4 protein-coding genes are annotated in these 3,224 nt (G+C 75.8%); all 4 read left to right on the top strand.

All coding sequences use genetic code 11. From position 1 onward, the window contains the following. A partial coding sequence (locus tag DZF91_RS26195; RefSeq protein WP_328589214.1) for a DUF998 domain-containing protein occupies positions 1 to 780 on the top strand: 780 nt, incomplete at its 5' end. After that, positions 777 to 1,724 (top strand): alpha/beta fold hydrolase, encoded by a 948-nt coding sequence (locus tag DZF91_RS26190; protein WP_235834573.1) that lies wholly within the window; start codon positions 777 to 779, stop codon positions 1,722 to 1,724. The genes DZF91_RS26195 and DZF91_RS26190, both read left to right, overlap by 4 nt. Beyond that, positions 1,721 to 2,125 (top strand): hypothetical protein, encoded by a 405-nt coding sequence (locus DZF91_RS26185; protein WP_117359850.1) that lies wholly within the window; start codon positions 1,721 to 1,723, stop codon positions 2,123 to 2,125. Before DZF91_RS26190 ends, DZF91_RS26185 begins: the two co-directional genes overlap by 4 nt. A 135-nt stretch (positions 2,126 to 2,260) precedes the next feature. After that, the gene (locus DZF91_RS26180; RefSeq protein WP_235834572.1) at positions 2,261 to 2,710 is read left to right on the top strand and encodes a hypothetical protein; all 450 of its coding nucleotides are present in this window, start codon (positions 2,261 to 2,263) and stop codon (positions 2,708 to 2,710) included. The last annotated feature ends 514 nt before the right edge of the window (positions 2,711 to 3,224 follow it).

The raw sequence follows: 3,224 nt of genomic DNA, 5'->3' as shown, positions 1-3,224 counted from the left end.
GGGCGGGCCGCGGCCGAGGGAACCGGCGAGGAGCGGGCTCCGGCGCCGCACGCGGGGACGGCGGCGGTGCGGCCGGGCGTCGCGCCGCTGTTCGCGGCGGTGCTCGCGGCCGTGGCCGGGCTCAGCTACGCGACCTTCATGCTGGAGCACCTGCTCAGCCCGTCCCTCGACCTCGTGAACGGGTACGTCAGCGAGCTGTCCGCGCGCGACCAGCCGTTCCACCTGGTCTACAGCGGCGGCGACCTGGTCACCGGCGTCCTGTCGATCATCGTCGCGGGCACCGCGCTGACCACGCTGCGGCGCCGGTTCTGGAGCACGGTCGGCTGGGGCTTCCTCGGCCTGTTCGGGCTGTGCGCCATGGGCGACGCCCTGTTCCCGCTGGACTGCGCGCCCAGCCTGGAGACGTGGTGCGCGCTGCGGGAGCGCGCCGACAAGGTGTCGTTCTCGCACTCGTTCCACTCGGTGACCAGCAGCGCGGTGATCGCCTGCGGTGTCGCGGCCCTGCTCACCCTGTCGATCGCGGCCCGCCGGTACGGCTGGTGGCCCGCGCTGGCCCGGTTCGGCTGGCTGCTGGCGGTGGTCGAGACGGTGTTCGCGCTCGGCACCGTGGTCGCGATGCTGGTCGGCGAGTGGCTCGGCATCCTGCAGCGCGTCCAGATCAGCATTCTCTGCCTCGGCCTGCTCACGATCGCGTGGGCGCTCGGGGCCGACTGGCGGGCCGCACGGCGCGTCGCGGCGTCCGGCCGTCCCGTTCCGGCGAAGGAGACGACGTCCCTGTGACGAGCGGTGAGCAGGCCCCGGCGGACCGGATCGCGGCATCGGCGGAGTGGTCGGACGCGGCCGAACCGGTCGCGAACGAGCCGGTCGCGGCAGGGGGGCGCATCGCCACCGCCGGGGGCGAGCGCGTGCACGTGGTGGAGTCCGGGCCGCCGGACGCGCCGACGCTGCTGCTCAGCAGCGGGCTCGGCGGCGCCTGGTTCGACTGGGAGCCGGTCATCGAGCTGCTGGGCGACCGGTACCGGGTGCTCGCGTTCGACCGTCCGGGGCTGGGGCTGAGCCCCGCCGCGCGCCGTCCGGCCAGCCTGCGCCGGGACGTGGGGGTCCTCGCCGACCTCGCGCGGACGAGCCCGGAGCCGGTCACGGTCGTCGCGCACTCGATGGCCGGGTTCCACGCCGAGGCGCTGGCCCGGCTGCATCCTGACCTCGTGCGCGCGCTGGTGCTGGTCGATCCGAGCTGCGAGGAGCGGGTCAACTGCGCCGGGCTGCGGATCAGCGCGGCCATGTTCCCGGTGCTGCGCGCCACCGGCGCGGGCCTGGAGGCGACCCGGCTGTCCCGCGTGATCGGGCCGCTCGGACGGCGCATCACGCTGAGGCAGGCGACCGGGCGGGGCGAGCCGGTGCCGCCCGAGGTCGTCCGGTCGGTCTACGGGCGCGGCGCGGTGCTCGGCACGGTCATCGCCGAGGACGTCGCCTACCGGGAGGCCGCCGCCGACCTGCTGGCCCTGCGCGCGCGCCAGCCGCTGCCCGACGTCCCGCTGGAGGTGCTGACCGCCCTCGCCGACGCGGGCGACGCCGCCGAGTGGGCGGGCTGCCACCGGCGCATCGCCGGGATGTCCCCGCGCGGCCACCAGGTCGATCTTCCCGACTGCCGGCACATGGTGCAGTTCGACCGTCCGGACGCGGTCGCCGACGCGATCGACCGCGCCCACGGGATCGCCTCGTGACGCCCCCGACGGCCGCCGCGCCACGCGGACGGGCGCGGCGGCTGGGTGTGACGTTCGTCGCGCTGCTGGCCGTGGCGGGGCTGAGCGGCTGCGGCGCGATGCAGCGGATCTCCGAGGGCGCGTACCGCAACGCCGTGGCGGACGGGGCGGTCGCCGACCTCCGGGCCCGGGGCGTCCGCCTGCACGCGCGGCCGGTGTGCCAGACGCCCTCCACCGGGACGGTCGCCGAGGTGCGGATCACGTGCACGGCGCGGACGACCGACGGCCAACCCGTCCAGATCAGGGGGACGGTCACCGCCGCCGACACCGCCGAGCCGCGCGAGCGCTACCAGGTGACCGTCGGCGGACGCCTCCTGATCGACCGCGACTGCATCGGCACCGGCTGCCGCCGCACCACCTGACCGGCGTCCGGCGGGGCCGTCCCTCTCCGGCGACGGGAGCGAACGGTGTGAAGGGGGCGCAACGAGAGCGCATGATCGACAAAAATCCCGGACCGCGCAGGCGTGCCCGAGCCGCCGAGCGGTGACGCTACAGCCGTGAAGATCTCGCGGATGAAGGCCCTGGTCGTGGGCCGGACGAAAGCCCTCTTCAAGGGCCGGGCGAAGATCCTGGCCACGGGCACGCTCGCCGTCGTCGTCGTGGGGGTCGCCGCCGGAATCGCCTACCTGGCGCTCTCCCACACCAAGGAACTGCGCTACAAGACCCAGAACGCGCTGCGCGCGGGCGTGGCGCGCCGGGGCGGCGAGGAGCTCGCCCACCGCGGCGTCACGCTCACCTCGGCCCTGAACTGCACGGACAGCCCGGGCTGGACGAAGCGGAAGATGCGCGTCACCTGCACCTCCAGCACGTCCGACCACCAGCCGGTGCAGGTGATCGGGGCGGGCGAGGGCACGACGCAGGAGCAGTACTACACGATCCTGGTGAACGGGCGTCCGCTCGTGGAGAACGCCACCTGCCTCGGGGCGGACTGCCGCCAGAAGCACTGACCGTCCCGGCGTCCGGAGGCCGACCCCTGCACGGTGGCGGCCTCCGCGGGAGGACGGGCGCGGGCGGCCTGGGACGGGCGGGGCGCGGCGGGAGCTCGGCGATCGCTGGATACCATGCGATGAGCTGCCCCGTCGAGGCGCGGCGCGTTCCTCCCCGTCTCTTCTGGAGTGCTGATGACCGGCAAAGGCGAGCACGCAAGGCTCTCGCCGGTCGGTGGCACCCGCCCGGCGAGCGCACCGGCTCCGCGCCCCACGCCCGCACCACGCACGCGCGCGCGATGGGAGATCCGCCTCCCGGCCGCCCGGCACGCCTCGGCGGCGGCCTCTCCGGGCCCGAAGCGCATGGCGGCCGACACCCTGGCCACCGCCGTCCCGCGAGCGCGGCTGACGGCGATCGCCCCTCAGCCGGGCGAAGCGACGTCCGCCCCGCCGCCCACGGCTTCCGACGGGGGGCCGCGGATGGCGGCGGACCCGCGGCCGACCGGCGAGGTCCGGGTGCGGGCGACCGGTGATC

Origin of the sequence: Actinomadura logoneensis (assembly GCF_003428695.1) — a bacterium.
GTDB classification, from domain to species: Bacteria; Actinomycetota; Actinomycetes; order Streptosporangiales; family Streptosporangiaceae; genus Spirillospora; species Spirillospora logoneensis.
The sequence above is the reverse complement of the archived record's forward strand: the minus strand, read 5'-3'. Positions and strand labels throughout refer to the sequence as shown.